A 21,309-nucleotide genomic window follows, 5' to 3' on the forward strand; every position below is an offset into this window, starting at 1 on the left:
TTAAATTTTTATAGATATGAAGAAAACTTTGATTTATGCAGCTTTGTCATTGTTTGTGGCATTTGCAGTAGCTTGTAAAAAAGATTCAACAGAAGAGCAGCCGTTGTACCCTTCATCGGATTACCAATTAAGTACCGACGGAAAGGTATTAGAGAAATGGCTCAATCCCGAAACCATTTCGGTGGATATGCAGAAGGATATAAAGCTCCGTGAGGTTACTTCTATTGCACCAGAAGCCTTTAAAGACCGCAAAAAACTCACCTCTATTGTTATTTCTGATAAGGTTGAACATATTAGATACAGAGCTTTCGAAAATTGTACTCAGCTAACAAATGTTCATATTCCCAATGGTGTTACTACTCTTGGACTTGAATCTTTTACCAAGTGTTATAATTTAGTTTCCATAACCATTCCTTCTACAATACAAAGTGTTGGTAACCAGGCTTTCTATGATTCAGGACTAAAAACTGTTACCATCAAAGATGGAGTGAAAAATATCGAAACGGGGGCTTTTCGAGAGTGTCGCGGATTAATAACAATTAATTTTCCGAATACATTAACTCATATTGGAGATTATGCTTTCTATGATTGTTATAATCTTCCTTCGGTTAATCTTCCTAAAAGCATTGAAAGCATTGGTAGAGATGCTTTTGGAAACTGTGGTAGCTTAACGACAATGACTGTGAACGCTACAACACCTCCTGTAATTAAAAGTACAACGTTTAGTAAATTTACAGTTAGGCGGATTAGCGTGCCAGCAAGTAGTGTAAATGCTTATAAAATAGCCGAAAGTTGGTCTGAATTTAGCGATAAAATTGTTGCATTACCTTAAAGTACTTAAAACATTTAAAAAAAAATCTGGAAGAATATATCTTTCAGATTTTTTGTTTATACATCGAAATTCAAAAAAATAGCTAAATATAGCTCGTTAGTACACTATATTTTATATTTTTGTGGCGTTATTTCAAACCCCTTGCAAAATAAAAAGAAAACCGAAATGTAATGGATAGATATCCTTCAACATACGGGGATTTCTACTTGTAAACAACTGGCAAGTAATGAAGTAATAAACAAAAAGCTAAAAGAGATGTGAAAAGAGAAATTTTGTAACCTTTTGTGAAATGAGAAACATCAGAGACATCAAGCGTACCATTGATAGGGATATCGTAAAAAAGATTTTCAGTAGCAAACCCAACGCCATTGAATTTTTACAGCTGTACGGATACGACATAAGGCAGCTGTACAAACAAAAATCTGACGAATTATTTAATGAAATTGTACGTATTTGGAATTATGATGATGCAAAGGATAAAATCAGAACGCTTTTTAAAGAAAAACCCAAGTTTATAAACGGTTTAAAAGGTGAAGAAACCATAAACATCTTAATTAACGAGTGGAAAAACCTGAATTTAGGCAATGTAGGTTGGCCTTTTTCACAAGGGCAGTTTGATAATTTTGTTCAACATCTTAATGCTGAAAACACCTCACGTTTGGTTAAAGATGAAAAGGTAAAGTTAGCAGCTGTTAGATATCGCCGAATAAAGGAAATAAATACTGAAAGGAATGATTTTTTAGAAACCTTGGTTTTTCTGAAAAATGAAAATATTATACCTACGTTATCTCACACCAGAGGGGTTGATTTCTTTATTAATGGGGAAAGTTATGACCAAAAAGTAGCTAAAAGTCCTACTAATGAATTTAAAAAAGATTTTGGAGGCCATTGGAAAAACTTCGCCATAAACAATCCGCATAAGGTAGCGGAGTATCTTTATAAACATCAAGATGAGGGCAGGTTTGGAGCCTCTCCCCGTCTTTTCATTGTGTATTTGGATGAAGAAGTTTCGCCTGTCAGAATACGAAAAATTATTTCAGAAATAAATTTGGAAACCCCTTTAAAGGTAACATTTGATTTCAAACACATAAACGGCGGAATCAAAACCTACCAAACAGAGGCGTTTGTTATACTTTTATACAATTAATATGAACTACATCGGCTCAAAATACAAACTTTCGGCATTTATCAAACAGACGATTTATTCGGTGGTTGGGCAAGACTTATCGGATAGGGTTTTTTGTGATTTGTTTGCAGGAACAGGCATTGTGGGGCGTTCGTTCAAAAAAGAAGTAAAACAAGTAATTGCCAATGATTTGGAATATTATAGTTATGTGCTTAACAAGAACTATATTGAAAATCATACTCACATAGATTATTTTAAATACATCTGTGAATTGAATTCCACCACTGGGGTTGAAGGCTTTATCTTTAATGAATACTCCGAAAATGGGAAGGCACAAAGGCAGTACTTCAAAGAAGCCAACGGCAAACGCATCGATGCCATTCGTCAGCAAATTGAACGATGGAAAAACAGGCAGGAAATATCTGTAAATGAGTATTATTTTCTGTTAGCATCACTGCTTGAAAGTGCCGATAAGGTGGCAAACACGGCTTCGGTATATGGGGCTTTTTTAAAACATATCAAAAAATCGGCTCAAAAAGATTTATGGATAGAACCTGCCGATTTTATCGTAAACCATAACCAACATAAGGTTTATAATGAAGATAGCAATTCGCTCATCAAAAAAATTCAAGGCGATATTCTTTATCTTGACCCACCTTACAACGCACGCGAGTACGGAGCTAATTATCATTTACTTAACACCATAGCCAAATATGATGAATTTGTACCCAAAGGAAAAACAGGGCTTCGGAGTTATGAAAAATCGAATTATTGCAAGAAAAATCAAGTTGCAAATTCATTTGACGATTTGATTAAACACGCCGAATTTGAATATATTTTCTTAAGTTATAACAACGAAGGGCTTATGCCATCATCTGAAATACAAAAAATTATGGAAAAATACGGCAAATACGATTTGGTAACAACCAATTACCAACGTTTTAAAGCCGACAAAGAAGAAAACAGAAATCATAAAGCAAATCAAACCACAGAATATTTGCATATTTTGCATAAAAATTAATCAAAAAAGATTAACTGACAAACAATGAGCGACAACATTAAACACGAATGCGGCATCGCGATGGTGCGACTGCTAAAACCACTGGATTTTTACAAACAAAAATACGGAACTACCTTCTACGGCATCAACAAAATGTATCTGATGCTCGAAAAACAACACAATCGCGGGCAGGACGGAGCCGGACTGGCAAGTATCAAACTGGATATGCAACCCGGCGAACGCTATATCAGTCGCGTTCGAAGCAACGAACCCCAACCCATACAGGATATTTTTACGCAAATCAATCAGCGTATCAGTGCTTTACTGAAAGAATATCCCGAACTGAAAGACGATGTTCAGGCACAGAAAAAACTGCTTCCGTATGTGGGGGAAGTCTATTTGGGGCACGTGCGTTACGGCACTTTCGGGCAAAACAGCATCGAAAACGTACATCCATTTTTGCGACAAAATAACTGGCAGTCGCGTAACTTAATCGTGGCGGGGAATTTTAATATGACCAATGCCAAAGAACTCTTCCAGCGTTTGGTAGCTCTCGGTCAGCACCCCAAAGAAGACACTGATACTGTTACGGTTATGGAGCGTATCGGGCATTTTTTGGATACCGAAGTAGAAAGCCTTTACCGCAAGTTTAAAGACGAAGGACTTTCAAAAGTAGAAGCCTCCAAACGCATTGCCGAAGAATTGGACGTAGCGAAAATTCTACGCAAATCCGCCCAAAGATGGGACGGCGGGTATGCAATGGCGGGTATTCTCGGTCACGGCGACGCTTTTGTGGTTCGCGACCCGGCGGGCATTCGTCCGGCGTATTATTACCAAGACGATGAAGTGGTGGTTATTGCTTCGGAACGTCCTGTAATTCAGACGGCTTTCAATCTGGAATTCGACCAAATTCAGGAACTCGAACCCGGTTCGGGCATCATCATCAAAAAAGACGGAAGTACTTCCATTACTGAAATCATTCCGCAATTGCCACGAAAAGCGTGTTCGTTCGAGCGAATTTATTTCTCACGCGGAAGCGACAAAGAAATCTATTTGGAACGCAAAAAATTGGGAGCTTTGTTACTTCCCGAAGTGTTGCAATCTGTAAGTAACGACTTGAAAAACACGGTGTTTGCCTATATTCCCAACACGGCAGAAACTTCTTACCTTGGCTTGGTGGAAGAGGCTGATAGTTACCTTAATGAGCTGAAACACCAACAGATTTTGGCAGAAAAGAACATTTCTTCGGAAAAACTTGCCGAGATTCTTTCGCAAAAAATCCGAAAAGAGAAAGTTGCCATTAAAGACGCCAAGCTCCGCACATTTATCACGGAAGACAGCTCACGAGACGACCTCGTGGCTCACGTGTACGACATTACCTATGGTTCAGTGCAAAAGGGTGATAATCTGATAATTATTGATGATAGTATCGTACGAGGAACTACCTTGAAGAAAAGCATTCTGAACATTTTAGGACGATTAAAACCGAAAAAGATTGTGGTGGTTTCTTCCGCTCCGCAAATTCGCTATCCCGACTGTTACGGCATTGATATGGCTCGTTTGGAAGACCTTATTGCTTTTGAGGCTACCCTGCAACTACACAGAGAAAGAGGTACTTACGATATTGTGGACGAGGTGTATAAAAAATGTATCGCCCAAGTGAATTTAAGCGACGACAAAGTGATTAACTACGTCAAAGAAATTTACACTCCTTTCACTGATGAAGAAATTACCGATAAAATCACGGAATTATTATTGCCGAAAGAATATCCGATTGATGTAAAAATTATTTTCCAATCAGTGGCGAATTTGCATAAGGCTTGTCCGCAAAATTTGGGCGACTGGTATTTCACAGGCGATTACCCAACCAATGGCGGAAACCGTGTGGTAAACCGAGCTTTTATCAACTTTTATGAAGGAAAAAAAGATAGAGCGTATTAACAAACTCGTACGAATGAAAAAAGCCATATTTACTTTAACAATCTTATTTAGTGTCTTGGAAGGGTTTGCTCAGTTTTCCAACATTGAAAATACTATTAAAGATGAAATAGTAGGCAAAATAAAAGGATATAATCCTATCAATTTAGTTCCTTACTCCCTCAATGGAAAGGATTGGGGCTTGATGGATGTCGTTTCAAAAGAAAAGATAACTAAACCTATTATGGAAAGTCCTAACACTTTTCAACCTCATTTAGAGTTTAGTCTTAAAAATCATAAAGTTATAATTTATAAAGACTATACTTTTTCTGTAGAAAAAGCTAAAAAAAAGAATAATCCAACAAGAATTCTTTCAGAAACATATACTTCTAGAGATATTTTACCAGTTTCAGTGAAACAACATATCTCTATGGATAGTTTAGGTTTTAAAGTAGAGCTTTCTGGAGGGGCATTAGCTATTATCACAGAATATTCAAAAAAATACAAGAGACATCAACGTGATGAGGACAATATAGATATGATACCTATTCCACACGGAAATTTATATTATACAGTTTTACATCAAGAAAACAAAGATGTTGTTATAGACCAAAATGGTAAGGAATTAGAAGGATTTTCATTCAAAAGAGCTAAAAATAAAACATTTTTTCATCAAAAAGTCAAATTTTGGGAGTTGGAACATCCTGAAACTTTTTTGTACGTTGAAGACTTTGATAATAAAAAAGGCTTAATTACACTTTCAGGTCAAAAAGTACTATTTGGGGAACTTTTAAGTGAGCCTTTCTATGATGATGTTTTATTTCAATATCACGTACAATCTGACAAAGAGCTATCAGGGATAGTTGATTTCTCAACTCGTGGATGGGTTGTTGCTCCTCAAAGAAAATACAGAATACACTCCATTTTACATACTTCATCAAGAGAAGTTTTCGGTAAGGGTTTAGATTCTGTGGATTATAGAAACAAAGACTTTGTAAATATCTATTTTCTAGTTAGTGAAGGAAATAAGTATTTTGTTTTAGATACGAATGCAAATCCCATTAAATTTGAAAAATAATTATAAAATTATATTTTAGTTAAACATAAAGAACAAGGTTTTCTTGTTCTTTATTGTTTTGCTATAATGTCTTTGTAGTTTTTATAAAACCTTCTTATCTTTTTGATTATGAAACGATATGTATTCGTTCTTTTATTTCATACGCTTTTTGTAACGGCACAGGAGAAAATAAATGTTTTGGAGGAAGTCATTGTCATTGCACAACAACCACCAAAATATGAAATAAAAAAGGAGTTGAAAGGCAAAAAGTACCTCACCCAATTGGCGAGCAGAAACATTTCTGTTGTAAGCACTTATCATCAGAAGAATACAATGAATTTGGTGGGTATGAAATTTTGGTGCGACGCTTCGGATTTAAAAATGGAAGAGGAAATCATTTTTGCTCGTCCTCTGCTTTTGTCCGAAACGATGGAAATAATGCTGTATTCCCCACAAAGTTTCCCGCTGAATAACAATACAAAAGAAATCATATTCAGTTTTTCATCAAATCCCATTCAGTTGGAAGAAAATAAAACATATTTCATCGGATTTGAAATTTTGGACAAAAACAACACAAACAAAACCATAAAAGTACGAGCCTTAAACAAGAAGAAAAGCTATTCTTTATTGAAAATGAAAAATTCTACCGATTGGTTACGGCAAGATAATGCTCCTCACGGGTATAGTTTGGATTATGAATTGTATTTTATAAAGTAAAAAAATCTTCATTTGTTGATTAATCAATCACTTTCGTAAAAAACCGATAATAATTTATGCATCACAAAATATTTTTTATTTTTCTTGTTTCATTTGCGATAATGACAAAAGCACAAACCAAAGGAAACTATCCGGAAGAGGATAAAATCGTGGTAGAAGGAGGTTCTTTCCTGATGGGAAGCCCTAAATCAGCAGGAGAAGCCAATGAACGTCCGCAACATAAGGTAACTGTGAAGAGTTTCAGAATCAGTAAATACGAAATCACCAATGCTCAATATGCCGAATTCCTCAATGCAAAAGGAAATCGGAAGAATGGCGATGTTCCTTACATAGAACTGAAAGAAGGTTGGTGTCAAATCCGTAAAGTAAACGAAAAATACGTCGCTCAAAAGGGCTATGAGCAGCATCCCGTCGTGTTGGTTTCTTGGCACGGAGCCAAAGCCTATGCCGAATGGGTAGGCGGAACATTACCTTCGGAAGAGCAATGGGAATACGCAGCTCGCGGAGGCAACAAAACCAAAAATCACACCTACGCAGGAAGCAATTCCCTTGACGATGTGGCTTGGCATCGGCAAAATACCGATGAACTTCAGTCTGTTGGCAAAAAACAACCTAATGAATTGGGTATTTATGATATGAACGGCAATGTATCGGAGTGGTGCGAAGATATTTTCACCTCGTACGATTATAAATTAGGAAATACGAGCGTTCCCAAAGAAGAACCGTCACTCATCGGGAAACTGCTCTTCGCCGTAATGAGCAAAACGCCGACAAACAATGATTATCCCGAAAACAGAGTCACCCGAGGCGGGCATTACAACCAACAGCCTTCGAATATCCGCATCGCAAAACGACATAACTGCACCGAGTTGGGACAAATTTTCACAGGATTCCGAGTGGTTTTTCCTCCGGAGAGATAATTCTTCCTGCATAACTTCTCAAACAAATTAATAATCCCCTATTGACTTTTACAAAAATTGTTGTACCTTTGTGCATAATCTTTCTAAATAAGAATATAATGTACTGACACTTTGCATATATAAAGTAGCAAGAAATATAAATACCATATCAATTCGCAGAAATGGATTATCAATTTGCAGAAATTATATATCAAGTATCAGAAATAAGTTATCAAGTTACAGAAATCATATATCAACAATCAGAAATAGATTATCAATGTGCAGAAATCATATATCAAGCCTCAGAAATGGATTATCAAACTTGCTGAATGATTTCTAAAGTGTAAAAAACAGATTTTTTGCTAAAATATTGAAATAATAAACCCCTAAAATTCATAAATTATGGAAAACAATACAAATTCTACTTCAAAAAGTAAGTATATTTCTACAAATACACTTATTTTACAGATGAAAATTGCATTTGCCAATGCAAAACTACCTAATATTCTGCCTCAACTACAAACTTTAGGTTATACGGAAGAGAAATTTAATGAATACTTAGAGAAAATTAATGAGCTGGAAGAACTCTTACAAGTACAGAAAAAAGAATACGGTGAGCAATACGCAGAAACAGAAAAGGTAAATAAAAAACGTGAAGAGATTGATGAAATATACAAAAGGCATTTAGCTTTCTGTAAGATTTTATTCAAAGGAAATGTACAAGCAATAAGCACCTTAGGCTTGAACATCGGAAGAAAGAATGCTTATGCGGCGTGGTTTCAGCAGGTAAATAATTTCTACGGGCAATTATTGAATAACTCGGAGTTTTTGGAAAAGGTAAGTACTATCAATATTCAAGAAAACGACCTAAAAGCACAACAAAATGCACTTGCTGAACTTACTCAATTAAAAGAGAATCAAAAAAAAGAGATTGGTCAGGCTCAAAAAGCAACCGAAATGCGTGATGAGGCTTTTGATAAGATTTATCCGATATATACAGAATTCGTTTCTTATGCCAAAATATTATTTCAGAATGACCAAACTCTTGAAGCGTTAGGTATTGTAGTAAAAAATAAGTAAAAATATCCATTTCTGTAATAGAAAAATCTATTACAAAATGTATTTATAAAAGAAAATTCTTAAAATATGGAAGAAATATTCTCTTTTTTAAAAGAACTTTCTCAAAATAATAACCGACAGTGGTTTGCCGAGCATAAAAACGAGTATGAAAATGCTAAAATAAAGGCAGAGAATCTCTTTCGAACTATTTATGACGAAGTTTCCAAAGGTGATTTTCTTGGAGAAATGAAAATGTATCGAATTTATAAAGATGTTCGTTTTTCAAAAGACAAAACTCCTTACAAAACGCACTTCGGTTTGTATTTTCCGCGTAAGCAACCTCATTATCGTGGAGGTTATTATTTGCATCTTTCACCTGATGAGACGTTTGTAGGCGGAGGTTTTTTCGCTCCGAATAAGGAAGATTTATATCGTATTCGTAAAGAAATAGAACTTGACGGTGAGGGTTTTAATCAGGTGATGCAATCCGAAGGTATTCGGAAATATTACGAGGGAAAACTTTGGGGCGATGAGCTCAAAACAGCTCCGAAAGAGTTCGATAAGAATAACCCGATGATTCATTACATCCGGAAGAAACAATTTCTGTTGAAATACGATTTCTGTATGGAAAAGGTGCTAAAATCCGACTTTTGGCAAGAGGTCGTACAGGCATTTAAGGCGATGCGTCCGTTTTTTGACTTTATGACTACAGCACTGACTACGAACCTCAACGGAGAATCGCTTTTTGAGCAGGAAAGTTAATGTATCTGTTGAAGTAGAATCAATATAAAAATAAATATGAGGCTTACATTTAACAAAAAATATTTCCTGCAAGCGGTGTTTTTGTTTGTCATAGAGGTGCTTATCGCAACGGTACTGCGAAAAATGTACTTTCTGCGAGCTTACGTAGGAGATATTTTGGTTGTAATGCTAATTTATGCGTTGGTTTTAGCTTTCTTCAAAGTTAAAAATAAAGATAAATTGCTTGTTGGCGTGTTTCTGTTTGCGGTTGCCATTGAAATATTGCAGTTTTTTAAACTTGCTGAGTTGCTGGGCTTTTCCAGAGGAAGTATTGGTTATATCCTAATGGGGAATTATTTTTCGTGGGAAGATATTATCTGTTACGGAATTGGTTGTATTCTATTAAAAATATTTAATTCAAAATAAAGTAAATTATGAAGTTAAGTTCATTTAGTGAAAATCTTGTTTTTTCACAAGAAAAGATAAATACGCAAGTAGTTTTAGAGTCTGATTTCTCAAAAGAAATCCGTATTGCAATGTCCGAAGGACAAATAATGAAGGAACATCAAACGAAGTTCCCGATTGTAGTTCATATTTTGGAAGGAACCATTGATTTTGGTGTTGCCGGAACTGTTCATACAATGAAAAAGGGAGCTATCATCGCATTGGAAGGAAATGTTCCTCACGATTTAAAAGCTCTGGAAGATAGTATAGTACGTCTGACTCTTTCCAAGCAAGATACGATTTCAAGGGTTGAAGAAGTCGTTAAACAATCTGAAAAATAAAAATGTATGAAGGAGATTGAAACAAGGGAAGATGTAAACAAATTGGTAAAAGCATTCTATGTTCAAATACGCAAGCACGACCTATTGGGACCTATTTTTAACAGTCACATTGCGGAGGAACAATGGCCTGCTCACTTGGAAAAACTAACCGATTTTTGGGAAACCATTCTCTTTGGCGTTCAAAAATTCAAAGGAAGTCCGTCACTTAAGCATATTGAAGTGGATAAAAATTTGAATTATGGCATCACTCAAGAGCATTTTAATCAGTGGGTAAGCCTTTGGCACGAAACTATTGACAAAATGTTTGAGGGTGAAGTGGCACAACGAGCCAAAGAGGCTTCAAATCAAATGGCTGTGGGGCAATATACGATGTTATGGCGATACCGACCTGAAAATTATTAGTGGGAAGAGATGAAAGAGGCGTTCAATCTCTGTTATTTTTTCGGAAGAATACCCAAAATTTGTTGTAATTCTGTAACTGATTTTTCAATGCGTTTGACGAGTTTGGGGTCTGTAACTTCCCGACGTAATTCAGGCTGCTGATACCACGAAGTATCTGCTCCCGCTCGGCAGTGGCTTATTTCCAACTGATTATCAATATTCACAATGAAGAAATACTCCGACGGAAAATAAGCGTCTTTCACATCAAAAAAGACAATTGCTTTGGGCAAGTAAAAATCACCGTATTCGGCAGTGCTATGAGGCTTATCCTGATTCCATACAACGGCGTATTTAAAGCCCTTATCGTCTTTTTTCCAAGGTAGAATAGAATATTTTTGAGGAAGTTTGAAAATATGTAGTGCATCTTCAGGAATGAAAGAAGCACTTGCTAATATTTTAGCAAATACATCCAGCGTAATCTTCTCATTTTTAAGTGGTTCACCGTATATCCTTCTATTTCTGTAATATATCCTTGGCATAACAATACGATTCTTTATAACCTCGCAAATATAGATAATATCTTCTTATTTTACGAATAGTTTTGCCTTTTGTTAATATCTTTTTATACATTTGTGCTTTAGTAAACTACATTTGATGTTAAACAAATCGGTTTAAATAAGTTGATTACTGTTTTTTAATAAAATTCTATGAGAAAAATAATAATTTTTGCCTCAGGTTCAGGAAGCAATGCCGAACGAATAGCTACTTATTTCAAAGAAAATGACGAAGTTGAAGTAAGTTTAATCCTTTCAAATAATCCCAAAGCCGGAGTTTTGGAAAGAGCCAAACGTCTGCAAATTCCTTCTATTGTTTTTGACCGACAAGCATTTTATCATTCGGAAGTGGTGCTTGATATCGTAAAAAGTCAAAAACCTGATTTGATTATTTTGGCAGGATTCCTTTGGAAGTTTCCGGAGAATATCATCGAGAAGTTTCCAAACAAAATTGTTAATATTCATCCGTCATTATTACCTAAATACGGCGGAAAAGGAATGTACGGAAGCTTTGTGCATCAGGCAGTTATTGAAAATAAAGAAACAGAAAGCGGCATTACAATTCATTATGTAAATGAAAATTACGATGAAGGAGCTATTATTTTTCAGGCAAAAACAACCGTTTCGGAAAACGACACTCCCGATTCTCTCGCCGAAAAAATACATCAGCTTGAATACAAACACTTTCCTGAAGTTATTGCTTCTTTATTAAAATAAAAACATATCAGATTTAAAACTACAACTATGAAAATTTATCCTATTGAAACCGTAAATTTCAAACTTGACGGAGGAGCAATGTTTGGTGTTGTTCCTAAAACTATTTGGCAGAGAACCAATCCGGCAGATGCCAACAATCAAATTGAATTGTCTGCCCGATGTATGCTCATTGAAGATGGTAACAGACTGATTTTGATTGATACGGGGATGGGAAATAAACAATCGGATAAATTTTTCGGGTACTACGCTCTTTGGGGAAATGCCAATTTAGATGATTCACTACAAAAAGCGGGATTCCATCGTGATGATATTACGGACGTTTTTATGACGCACTTGCATTTTGACCATTGCGGAGGTTCAATTCAATGGAATAAAGACCGAACGGGCTACGAACCTGCTTTCAAAAACGCACGTTTCTGGACAAACGAAAAGCATTGGCAATGGGCAACCCAACCCAATGCCCGTGAAAAGGCTTCTTTCCTTAAAGAAAATATTTTGCCAATGCAGGAAAGTGGTCAATTGCATTTTATTGATAATCAAGGAAAAACTTTTTTAGAGAATAGCGAATTAGGTTTTGACATTCTGTTTGTTGACGGACATACTGAAAAACAGATGCTTCCGCATATTCGTTACAAAGGAAAAACACTTGTTTTTGTTGCCGATTTGCTGCCAACTGTGGGACACATTCCGTTGCCGTACGTAATGGGATACGATACTCGTCCGCTGCTTACGTTGGAAGAGAAAGACATTTTCCTTAAGAAAGCTGTTGAAAATGAGTATTATTTATTTTTAGAACACGACGCTCATCACGAAATTTGTACATTAAAACGTACCGAAGTAGGTGTGAGATTAAATGAAACATTCCGATTTGAAGAAATTTTTGGATAAGAAAAAAGTCCGCTAATTCAAGCGGACTTTTCTATTTTCATTGTGTTTTTATTTCTTCTCCAAACTTTTCGAAACAACGCATTACCTTTCTGAAAATCAAATCATAATCAGGAATTTCTTTTCCTATAAAAATAATCGCCAAAGCATATTTTTCGCAAGTAATTTCACCTAAAAAATGTTTCTGTAAACGATAACTTTCCCGAATAAGGCGTTTAATACGATTGCGATGTACAGCTCTTTTAAAACCTCTTTTCGGAACACTGACAAGCACCTGAAATTGAGATTCTAAGTCGCTTTCAATAGGGCAATAAATCATCTTCAAGGGATAACTTTGAACGCTTTTCCCCTCAGAAAATAACTGCTGGATGTATTTTAACTTACGTAACCTTTCCGATTTTGGAAAAGAATAATCTACGTTTTTCAATTTCTGTTTTTTAATTGTTGAAAATATTATTTTCCTTGTTGATATCTACCGAAACATTATCAGGGTCGATAGCAACTGATTTTATTTCGCTTAAAGGCAAATCAACCTCAAACGTATAAGTCAAATGCCCCCAGCCCCAAGACGACAACACTTGCTGTTCATACGACTTATAAGGATTTTCCTTCTTGCCGAAAGCCATTCGCAACGGAATGTGATAGTAATGTATCTTTTTACTTTTTTCAATCACAAACAAATCCACAGGTAAAGGCAATCTACCCACACGACGCAAGGTTATTTCTGTTTTATTTCCTTTAGAAATTACTTTTTCAATTGCATAATCGGCAGTATTTGTAGTACTTATGAATTCATTCAAGAACCATTGCAACTGCATTCCTGATACTTTTTCCGCAACTCGGATAAAATCATTTGGCGAAGGATTTTTAAATGCAAAATCTTTATAGAATTGTTTCAATGATTTTATAACATTTTGGTCACCAATGATATAACCTAACTGTGTCAAGAACAAAGTTCCTTTGCTATAAGCCATTACGGAATAAGCAAAATTCGTGTTAAAACGGTCGGCGTGTGTTGAGGCTGGTTCTTCCAATCCTGATGCTACTAATCTGTAATAGCTTTCATAAGCTCCTCGGAAAGGAGGTTCTTTCGAGCCAGGATTTACAACCAAATGCATTGCCAAATCTTCAATGAATGAAGTAAAGCCTTCATCCATCCAAGCATATGAAGCCTCATCGGTAGCCAGCAAATGCTGAAACCAAGCGTGAGCAAGTTCGTGAATTGATGTTCCCAAAACAGAATCATACTTCTCCCCTCCTGCAACCAATGTACACATAGCGTATTCCATTCCGCCGTCACCTCCCTGAATGAAAGCATATTGCTCCCAAGGATACTTCCCAATGAGCGTGTTGAAGAAGTCAAAAACTTTAACCAAAACGGGTTGCATTTTTTTCCAATTTTCCGAATGTTTCTTGTACAGAAAATGGAATGTTTTTCCGTCCTTTAAAGCAATTTTGTCGTGCTGAAATTCAGGGTCGGCAGCCCAAGTAAAATCGTGCACATTTTTGGCAACAAAATGCCACGTTTTAGTTTTTCCTTTACTTTTAGAAACTTTCACTCCTTCATTTTCATACCTGAATCCAATTTCATTATTATTTTGTAAAACGCCTGTTCCTCCAAGGATATAATTTTTATCAATGGTAATTTTTACATCAAAATTCCCCCATACACCGTAAAATTCACGAGCGATGTACTCATTAGCGTGCCAGCCTCGTGTGTCATAAGCAGCCATTTTAGGATACCATTGAGCCATAGAAAGAGCCACGCCATCGTTGCTATTTCTCCCTGTGCGACGAATCATTACCGGCACCTGAGCATCAAAATCCATTTCAAAAACAGTTTTTGAATTCGGTAAAATGGGTTTGTCCAAATCCACTTTCAGAATTGTGCCTTCGGTTTTGTAACGAAGTGATTTTCCGTCTTGCGTTAGTGATTTTACCTTTATGTAGCCTATTTCGTCAGGTTTTAAATTTTTAATTCGGCTTTCGTAAATGGGTTTCTCCTTTGTGCCTACGTTTGTTGCCATTCGGCGGTCAGGGTCGGGAATGGATTGCAAGCGTGCATCCATTTCGCTTCCCGGCTGAAAAGCATTCAGAAACAAATGATAAAAAACAACATTCAGCGTATCAGGAGAGTTGTTTGTGTAGGTGAGTTTTTGCTTTCCTTTGTACTGAAAATTCTTAACATTCATATCAATTTCCATTTCATAATCGGCTTGTTGTTGCCAATACGATTTGTTTTGAGCATTTGAGAAAACAAAAGCTCCCAAAAGGAATGCCGCAAAAATGTATTTATTCATTGAAATTTAATTTTGATTAGAGTCGCAAAGATACTTTTTTCTATCAGAAGTACAAAAGTAAGGTAATTTAAACCCAAAATATCAACTTTAACAATTCAAAAAATATCTGCACAATACGTTAAAAAAGCCAAAAGTTATCCACACTACATCGTTTTCGTTTCGATTTGTTTCGAGCGGAAATTTTTCGGAATAAAAAAAGTCGTATTTTTACAACCGAGAAGTAGAATTGTTATAGTATTTTGTTTAATTGTTAAGAAATTCTTTATGAAAGCATCAAATGTATGTACTTTGCTTTTGTTTCTTTTCGTTTCTGTAGGGTTATATGCCCAACAAATCGTAAAAGGGACAGTCAAAGATGCGGCTACGGGTGACCCTCTGCCGGGGGTGAGCATCGTTGTGAAAGGAACTACACACGGAACAGCCACAGATTTTGACGGTATGTATGAGCTTAAAGCCGAAAAGGGACAAACGTTAGTATTCTCCTATATTGGCTTTAAAAATCAAGAAGTTTTGGTAAAAAACGAAAACCAAACTATTGATATTAATTTACAAGAAGACACACAACAACTTGAGGACGTTGTAGTTATTGGATATGGTGTTGCCAGAAAGAAAGACCTTACAGGGTCTGTAAATTTGGTAACCACCAAAGATTTTAACAAAGGGCAAAACCTTTCTGCCGGAGATTTGCTGCAAGGTAAGGTTGCTGGTGTGCAAATCACTTCGGGTGGTGGTGCTCCTGGTGATGGGCAAAACATCCGTGTGCGTGGTACGGGGTCATTGACGCTGAATTCCAATCCGCTTGTGGTGGTTGACGGTGTTCCGATGAATGACGGAGCTATCGGAGGAGCCAGAAACATCTTGAATGATATCAATCCTGATGATATTGAAAGTATGACAGTGCTGAAAGATGCTTCGTCAACAGCTATTTACGGTTCACGTGCTGCCAATGGGGTGATTATGATTACTACCAAAAAAGGAAAAGTCAATCAAGAAACGCAGGTTGTCTTGAATTCAAGTATTTCTATTGCAGAAGTTTCTGACTATGTGAATTTACTTTCAGCTGATGAATTCCGCAATTTGGTTAATAAAACCGGAACCGCAACTCAAAAAGCTATTTTAGGGAATGCTTCAACCAACTGGCAGAAAGAAATCTACCAATTAGCCCCGACAAGTAACACTACTGTGGGTATTTCAGGAAATTTGGCTTCAATTCCGTATCGCCTTTCATTGGGGCACACTTATGCTGATGGAGTTTTGAAAACAGATAAATTCCAACGTGGAACTGCCAAACTTTCATTAACTCCACGATTCTTTGATAATTCATTGAAAACAGAATTGAATGTTTCCGGTTCTTACGTAAAAAATCGCTTTGCTGAAAAAGGTGCTATCGGTTCGGCAATTGAATTTGACCCTACACAATCGGTTCGTACAAATTCTGATAAATACGACGGATATTTTTCTTGGCTTGATGCCAGCAGTGGTTCACAAAGTAACACAGCTCCTGTCAATCCAATGGCATTGCTGAATTTGAGAAACAATACCGCCGATGTGAAGCGTTTGATTTCAAATCTTAAAGTGGATTATACATTGCCTTTCTTCAAGGATATTACAGCAACCGTAAATGCAGGAGTTGATATCACAGAAAGTAACGGAAAAGATATTACCGACCCTAAAATGCCAAACTCTTCAACCGATTTTAACGGAGTTACAACCATCTACGGAAATAAAGCTGTTAATATGCTTTTTGATGCGTACGCTAACTACGTGAAAGACTTAGGAAAACATTCCATTTCGTTTATGGCGGGGCATTCATATCAAAAATTTGAATTTACTAACGATTCAAACCAAACACAGTTTTTCAAAGGAAAAGATAATGTAGTTATTCCTGTGATTGATAAAAGCCGAAATGTATTGTTATCTTTCTTTGGTAGAGCTAATTACAGTTTCGATAATCGTTATATGCTCACTGCAACGCTTCGTGCCGATGCCTCTTCTAAGTTAAATCCAGACGACCGCTGGGGCTACTTCCCTTCTGTGGCGTTGGCTTGGAATGCTAAAAATGAATCTTTCCTAAAAGAAAGCGAAAATGTTAACGAACTAAAACTGCGTTTAGGATACGGAGAAGTAGGTAATGTAAACGGTTTGGGCGACTATCTGTTCCTTACTCGTTATGTAGGAAGTATCAATCAAGGGGCTTACTATCAGTTCGGAAACCAATTTGTACCAACTGCCCGTCCCGAAAGTTTGAATAAAAATCTGCGTTGGGAAATAGGTAACACGCTTAATGCAGGGATTGACTATGGTTTCTGGCAAAACCGCGTTTCGGGTAGTATTGATGTATATCGAAAACTTACCAAAGACCTCATCGCTGAGAGCAACGTAGCTCCGTTTACTAACTACGGAAGCCGTATTTCAAGCAACATTGGTGATATGGAAAATAAAGGTATTGAGTTTTTAGTAAACGTAGTGCCTGTCCGCACTGATGATATTAATTGGACATTGAGCTACAACATTGCTTACAACGATAATAAAATTACACACCTTACGAATTTGCAAAACGTAGGGGGCATCGGTGGAGGAACAGGAAACACGGTACAACGCCACCAAGAAGGTTACGCACCTTACACTTTCTTCCTATATCAACAAGTATATGACAATAAGGGATTCCCTATTGAAGGAGCGTATGTGGACAGAAATAACGACGGCAAAATCACGGAAGACGACCGCTATATGGGCAAATCACCATATGCTGATGTTACAATGGGGCTTACCACCAATTTGAATTACAAAAACTGGGATTTGAATATCGCTACTCGTGCCAGTTTAGGAAACTATGTGTATGACAACGTGTCGTCTGCTAACGCTTCTTTGGATAGAGTTTACAGCGACAATATCCTTCGTAATACCATTGCAACCTATTACGATACCCTACTTTCAAAACGAACTACTGAAACCCTACTTAGTGATATGTACTTGCACGATGGTTCTTTCTTCAAGATTGATAACGTTACTTTGGGATATAACTTCCCGAAAGACAAATACGGCATTCGCGTGTACGGAACAGTACAAAATGTTTTGACACTTACCAACTATAAAGGTTTAGATCCCGAAGTATTTGGAGGTATTGACAACAACGTATATCCACGTCCGAGAACCTATTTATTGGGTATGAATGTAAATTTCTAAACAAAAAATTAATTTTTAGAAGATGAAAAAATTTAGCACATATAAAATTTTTGGTCTTGCGCTGGCTTTAACGCTGAGTGGCTGTATGAAAGACCTCGACCAAGACCCATCTATCGACCCTGATAGCATTAACTCAAGTTCGGTACAAACCAATCCTGAATATGCCAAGCAGGCTTTGGCAAAGGTGTATGCCTCACTGGCTTTGACTGGGCAACAAGGGCCTGCCGGAGCAGCTGACATTCAAGGAATTGATGAGGGAACTTCACAGTTTACACGTTTGTTGTTCTATATGCAGGAATTGCCAACTGATAATGCTATCGTGGCGTGGTCTGACCCCGGAGTGCCTGATTTTCACAATATGAATTGGTCTTCTTCCAACGGAATTATCGAGGCAATGTACTACCGATTAGCACAAGTCGTTTCATTTGCTAATGCGTTTATTGCCAATAACGAGAACAGTTCCAACGAAGAAATGAAAAAATATGGCGTAGCCGAAGCACGTTTCATCAGAGCGTATGCGTATTATCACTTGATGGATTTGTTTGGTGATGTGCCTATCCTCACTGAGGTTCAGGAAAAACTTACCAAGCAAAACACTCGTAAGGAAGTTTTTGAGTTTATCGAAAGTGAACTTAAAGCCATTGAAAGCGAATTAAAACCTGCAAAAAGCAACGAATACGGGCGTGTTGATGTAGTGGCAGCTTGGGCATTGCTTTCGCGTTTGTACTTGAATGCTGAGGTATATACAGGAACAGAACGTTATGCTGATTGTATCACGTATAGCGAAAAAGTAATCAATTCAGGATATGCTTTGCATAACAATTACTCACATTTGTTCTTAGCGGATAATGACACTAACGGAGCACAAAATGAAAATATTTTTACTGCCAATTTTGATGGAGTTAATTCGCAAACGTGGGCAGGAAGTACGTTCTTGGTTCACGCATCTATTGGAGGGAAAATGAGTTTGACCGATTTTGGTGTAAGTGGAGGTGCTTGGGCAGGTATTCGTACTACAAAGGCATTGGTTGAAAAATTCTCAGGAACAGGCAATCCGCCAACAAGTTGGACAGACAGGAGGGCAATGTTCTTTACGGAAGGGCAGAAGTACGAAATTGGGAATGTTTCGGACTTTAAAGAAGGATACGCCGTGATGAAATTCAAAAACTTGACTTCGACAAACAAACCCGGAAAAGACCCAGGAGGGCAGTTTGTGGATACCGATGTGGCACTTATCCGTTTGGGTGAAATCTACTTGAATTATGCCGAAGCTGCTACCCGTAAAGCTACAAATCAGGCAAATGCTTTGCAATATGTAAATGCACTTCGCACTCGTGCAGGAGTAAGTGCCTTATCAAGCTTAACAACTGAAAATGTGCTTGATGAACGTTCAAGAGAGCTTTACTGGGAAGGATTCAGACGTACTGACCTTATCCGCTATGGGCTTTTCACTTCATCAGCTTATGTATGGCCATTTAAAGGAGGTGTAGCAAACGGAACAGGAGTAGATACGTACAGAAATCTGTATCCTATACCAACAAACATTATCTTGAGTTCAAACGGAGTTTTAAAACAAAATTCCGGATATTAAAATAATTCAAAGTTCAGGTTTTTTGAGCTTAAAGCCCGAAGAACCTGAACTTAAAAACGATTAGAAAGATGAAAAAAATAATATACCTTATGAGTTTACTGACACTGACGTTAGTAAGCTGCGAAAAAGAAGAAAAAGTCACTTATGACGGTAACGCAAAGGTAACGACAACCCTTTCTGCTGAAAGTGTTACTTTAGATAAGGATAAAAAAGAAGAAACCGCATTAACAGTTTCGTGGGAAAGCACACCTTTGAATGTAAATGTAGCCAAACCAATATACGAAATTGAATTTACCAATGGCAAGAAATCAGTAGCCAGAACGGCTTCGGAATCACCTGCTGTATTTACCGTTGCACAATTGAACAAAATAGTGACTGAAATCAATGCTAAGGCAAATGAAGAAACTGAAATTTCAGTAGCTGTAAAAAGAAAGTTAGGTTCAAACTATTACATAGATTTTACAGAAAAAAAACTAAAAGTAATTGCTTACAAAGACCTTATCGCTCCTACAGAATGGGGTGTTGTAGGAAGTGCCGCACCTAATGGTTGGGACGGACCTGATACATCTTTCTGGAAATTGGTAGGTGATGATACTCAATATGTAGCTTATGTTACTTTGAAAGATGGAGAGATAAAATTCCGTAAAAATAATAAATGGGACGTTAATTTAGGAGGTGCCAATGGAAGTCTTTCTGACGGAGGTGCCAACATAAAAGTAACAGCAGGTACATACAGAATTCTTTTGAATGTAGATGCTAAAACATACAGCATTGAAGAGTACTCTTGGGGAATTGTGGGTGACGGAGCCAATGGTTGGGATGCTGATAAGGGCACTGATATCAAACTTTCTTATGAAGGAAGCACTAACAGTTGGAAAGCCGAAAATGTAGCTCTTAAAGATGGACAAATCAAATTCCGATTGAACAACAAATGGGATACAAGCTATGGTGCAGACTCCGCTGTTGAACCTGCTCCCGAACAAAATGGAAAACTTTCCTCAGGCGGTAAAAATATCAAATCAAACGCAGGAAATTACAATATTACTATTTCGCTTGACGAAGAAAACAAAGCAGGAACATACAAATTAGAGAAGCTTTAAAAAAAAGGAAAGCTATAAATAAACATAAAAACCCGAACAGTAGTACTATTGTTCGGGCTTTTGTTTTATACCTATTGACTTTTATATTTTGATGTTGTAACTTTACGGCATTGATTTTTAAATTCATAAAAGTATGAAACCAATAACATTATTAGCATTGCTGTTGCTGGTAGTAACGGGATGCTGCAAGAAAGAAGACGAAGTGTTTCCCAAAGATACACTTATAGCACAAGGAGAAATCACCGATTGGGGAAGCCCCGCAGTAGATGGTTGCGGTTGGCTTATCAAAATAGATGAAAGTACTTTTGCGATGGATAATTTTGACGAAAAATTCAAGGTAAATAGCTTGAAAGTAAAAGTACATTATCTGCATACCGATTTTCATTATCTCTGCGGAAGAGGAGGAAAGCCTTTTCGGATCATTAAGATATTAAAAATGGAAAAATTATAAAACTGTGCTGT

The 21,309-nt window shown here is 36.9% G+C and carries 21 protein-coding genes; 18 read left to right on the forward strand and 3 right to left on the reverse strand.

Annotated elements, in window-relative coordinates; all coding sequences use genetic code 11:
• Positions 1-16: 16 nt before the first annotated feature.
• From CGC58_RS06255 to CGC58_RS06310, 12 genes are all read left to right on the forward strand, one after another.
• A complete protein-coding gene (locus tag CGC58_RS06255; protein ID WP_095895886.1) occupies positions 17-832 on the forward strand; it encodes a leucine-rich repeat domain-containing protein in 816 nt (271 codons plus the stop codon).
• Positions 833-1,121: 289 nt separating this feature from the next.
• The gene (locus CGC58_RS06260) at positions 1,122-1,979 is read left to right on the forward strand and encodes a hypothetical protein (RefSeq protein ID WP_095895888.1); all 858 of its coding nucleotides are present in this window, start codon (positions 1,122-1,124) and stop codon (positions 1,977-1,979) included.
• Position 1,980: 1 nt separating this feature from the next.
• On the forward strand, positions 1,981-2,979 hold the full coding sequence (locus CGC58_RS06265) for a DNA adenine methylase (RefSeq protein WP_095895890.1): 999 nt from the start codon (positions 1,981-1,983) through the stop codon (positions 2,977-2,979).
• Between the two features lie 24 nt (positions 2,980-3,003).
• Entirely contained in the window at positions 3,004-4,899 is a 1,896-nt protein-coding gene (locus tag CGC58_RS06270; protein WP_095895892.1) for an amidophosphoribosyltransferase, read from the forward strand.
• A 13-nt stretch (positions 4,900-4,912) separates the two neighbouring features.
• Positions 4,913-5,953, forward strand: a complete 1,041-nt coding sequence (locus tag CGC58_RS06275) for a hypothetical protein (RefSeq protein WP_157909217.1) — start codon at positions 4,913-4,915, stop codon at positions 5,951-5,953.
• Between the two features lie 108 nt (positions 5,954-6,061).
• Positions 6,062-6,649, forward strand: a complete 588-nt coding sequence (locus tag CGC58_RS06280; RefSeq protein ID WP_095895895.1) for a hypothetical protein — start codon at positions 6,062-6,064, stop codon at positions 6,647-6,649.
• Between the two features lie 56 nt (positions 6,650-6,705).
• Positions 6,706-7,569 (forward strand): formylglycine-generating enzyme family protein, encoded by an 864-nt coding sequence (locus tag CGC58_RS06285; protein ID WP_232748874.1) that lies wholly within the window; start codon positions 6,706-6,708, stop codon positions 7,567-7,569.
• A 381-nt stretch (positions 7,570-7,950) separates the two neighbouring features.
• On the forward strand, positions 7,951-8,628 hold the full coding sequence (locus CGC58_RS06290; RefSeq protein ID WP_095895899.1) for a hypothetical protein: 678 nt from the start codon (positions 7,951-7,953) through the stop codon (positions 8,626-8,628).
• Positions 8,629-8,694: 66 nt separating this feature from the next.
• On the forward strand, positions 8,695-9,369 hold the full coding sequence (locus CGC58_RS06295) for a DUF2461 domain-containing protein (RefSeq protein ID WP_095895901.1): 675 nt from the start codon (positions 8,695-8,697) through the stop codon (positions 9,367-9,369).
• Between the two features lie 36 nt (positions 9,370-9,405).
• Positions 9,406-9,774, forward strand: a complete 369-nt coding sequence (locus CGC58_RS06300) for a ribosomal maturation YjgA family protein (RefSeq protein ID WP_095895903.1) — start codon at positions 9,406-9,408, stop codon at positions 9,772-9,774.
• Positions 9,775-9,782: 8 nt separating this feature from the next.
• Positions 9,783-10,133 (forward strand): cupin domain-containing protein, encoded by a 351-nt coding sequence (locus CGC58_RS06305; protein ID WP_095895904.1) that lies wholly within the window; start codon positions 9,783-9,785, stop codon positions 10,131-10,133.
• Between the two features lie 6 nt (positions 10,134-10,139).
• Complete coding sequence (locus tag CGC58_RS06310; RefSeq protein WP_095895906.1) at positions 10,140-10,535, forward strand: group III truncated hemoglobin; 396 nt, start codon at positions 10,140-10,142, stop codon at positions 10,533-10,535.
• Between the two features lie 32 nt (positions 10,536-10,567).
• On the opposite strand, the gene CGC58_RS06315 is transcribed toward CGC58_RS06310, so the two are convergent.
• Entirely contained in the window at positions 10,568-11,053 is a 486-nt protein-coding gene (locus tag CGC58_RS06315; protein ID WP_095895908.1) for a hypothetical protein, read from the reverse strand.
• A 168-nt stretch (positions 11,054-11,221) separates the two neighbouring features.
• On the opposite strand from CGC58_RS06315, the gene purN reads away from it, so the two are divergent.
• Together purN and CGC58_RS06325 are read left to right on the forward strand one after the other, a co-directional pair.
• Positions 11,222-11,785, forward strand: coding sequence for a phosphoribosylglycinamide formyltransferase (purN, locus tag CGC58_RS06320; RefSeq protein WP_095895910.1), 564 nt, complete (start codon positions 11,222-11,224; stop codon positions 11,783-11,785).
• Positions 11,786-11,812: 27 nt separating this feature from the next.
• Positions 11,813-12,673 carry an MBL fold metallo-hydrolase gene (locus tag CGC58_RS06325; protein ID WP_095895911.1) on the forward strand — a complete coding sequence of 287 codons (861 nt, stop codon included), beginning with the start codon at positions 11,813-11,815 and terminating at the stop codon, positions 12,671-12,673.
• Positions 12,674-12,710: 37 nt separating this feature from the next.
• Here CGC58_RS06325 and rnpA read toward each other — a convergent pair whose 3' ends face one another.
• Both rnpA and CGC58_RS06335 read right to left on the reverse strand, forming a co-directional pair.
• A complete protein-coding gene (rnpA, locus tag CGC58_RS06330; protein WP_095895913.1) occupies positions 12,711-13,097 on the reverse strand; it encodes a ribonuclease P protein component in 387 nt (128 codons plus the stop codon).
• 10 nt (positions 13,098-13,107) lie between these two features.
• The gene (locus tag CGC58_RS06335) at positions 13,108-14,970 is read right to left on the reverse strand and encodes a M1 family metallopeptidase (RefSeq protein WP_095895915.1); all 1,863 of its coding nucleotides are present in this window, start codon (positions 14,968-14,970) and stop codon (positions 13,108-13,110) included.
• 264 nt (positions 14,971-15,234) lie between these two features.
• On the opposite strand from CGC58_RS06335, the gene CGC58_RS06340 reads away from it, so the two are divergent.
• The 4 genes from CGC58_RS06340 (at position 15,235) to CGC58_RS06355 (ending at position 21,298) form a co-directional block, all read left to right on the forward strand.
• A complete protein-coding gene (locus CGC58_RS06340) occupies positions 15,235-18,156 on the forward strand; it encodes a SusC/RagA family TonB-linked outer membrane protein (protein ID WP_095895918.1) in 2,922 nt (973 codons plus the stop codon).
• A 22-nt stretch (positions 18,157-18,178) separates the two neighbouring features.
• The gene (locus CGC58_RS06345; protein WP_095895919.1) at positions 18,179-19,747 is read left to right on the forward strand and encodes a RagB/SusD family nutrient uptake outer membrane protein; all 1,569 of its coding nucleotides are present in this window, start codon (positions 18,179-18,181) and stop codon (positions 19,745-19,747) included.
• Positions 19,748-19,815: 68 nt separating this feature from the next.
• Positions 19,816-20,847, forward strand: a complete 1,032-nt coding sequence (locus CGC58_RS06350; protein WP_095895922.1) for a SusE domain-containing protein — start codon at positions 19,816-19,818, stop codon at positions 20,845-20,847.
• 133 nt (positions 20,848-20,980) lie between these two features.
• Entirely contained in the window at positions 20,981-21,298 is a 318-nt protein-coding gene (locus CGC58_RS06355; protein WP_095895925.1) for a hypothetical protein, read from the forward strand.
• Positions 21,299-21,309 lie beyond the last annotated feature (11 nt).

The sequence above is a fragment of the Capnocytophaga stomatis genome, assembly GCF_002302635.1.
GTDB classification, from domain to species: Bacteria; Bacteroidota; Bacteroidia; order Flavobacteriales; family Flavobacteriaceae; genus Capnocytophaga; species Capnocytophaga stomatis.